This is a genomic window from Sphingomonas panaciterrae (assembly GCF_036890205.1).
Lineage (GTDB): Bacteria > Pseudomonadota > Alphaproteobacteria > Sphingomonadales > Sphingomonadaceae > Sphingomonas > Sphingomonas panaciterrae.
Window position 1 is genome coordinate 1 of sequence record NZ_JAKNQR010000037.1, and the last position, 987, is coordinate 987.

Consider the following 987-nt stretch of genomic DNA (forward strand, 5'->3'; position numbering starts at 1 on the left):
TGAGCAGCCCCCACCGGGTGGTCCGGGGTGATTGTTAGTGCATTGTTGTGTCCGCCGCCATTGCCGGGCGGAGGTGGAGCGAAGCGGAGCCGGAGACCGGCAATGGCGGTGTCGCCGCTTCCGGGGCCGGCGGGCGGTAGCCGAGGCTGCTGTGTGGCCGGACGGTGTTGTAGTGGCGCCGCCACGCCTCGATCAGAACCTTGGCCTCGGCGAGGCTGTAGAAGATCTCGCCGTTGAGCAGTTCGTCGCGCAGCGAGCCGTTGAAGCTCTCGTTGTAGCCGTTCTCCCAGGGCGAGCCCGGGGCGATGTAAAGCGTCTTCACACCGATTTGCCCCAGCCAGTTCTGGACGGCGGTGGCGATGAACTCGCTTCCATTGTCTGACCTGATATGCGCCGGCGGGCCCCGCTCGATGAACAACTCGGCCAGCGCTGCCAGCACGTCTTCGTGGCGGAGCTGGCGTGACACGATCAGCGCCAGGCACTCGCGGCTGGCCTCGTCGATGATGGTCAGGATCCGGAACTTACGCCCGTCGTGGGTGCGCTCCTCGACGAAGTCGTACGCCCAGACGTGCCCTGGATATTCCGGCCTCAACCGGATGCACGAGCCGTCGTTCAGCCACAGCCGCCCCCGCTTGGGTTGCCGCTGCGGCACCTTCAGACCCTCGCGCCGCCAGATCCGTTCCACCCGCTTGTGGTTCACCGACCAGCCGGCCGCATGCAACAGCGCGGTCACCCGGCGATAGCCGTAGCGCCCATACTGCTTGGCCAGGGCGATGATATCTTCGGTCAGCGCTTCTTCGTGATCTGCCCCGCACGGCACCTTGCGCTGCGTCGACCGGTGCTGCCCGAGCACGCGGCACACCCGCCGCTCGGATACGTCCAGCACCCCCCGGACCTGGTCGATGCAACGCCGGCGCCGGGCGGGGCTCAGAAGTTTCCCTTGGCTGCCTCCTGCAGGATCAGCTTGTCGAGCGTCAGGTCCGAGAT

1 pseudogene is annotated in these 987 nt (G+C 66.9%); it reads right to left on the reverse strand.

What is annotated here, in order from left to right:
* Window positions 1-34: 34 nt before the first annotated feature.
* Window positions 35-987: pseudogene (locus tag L8F96_RS18545) on the reverse strand (IS3 family transposase); the annotation flags it as partial.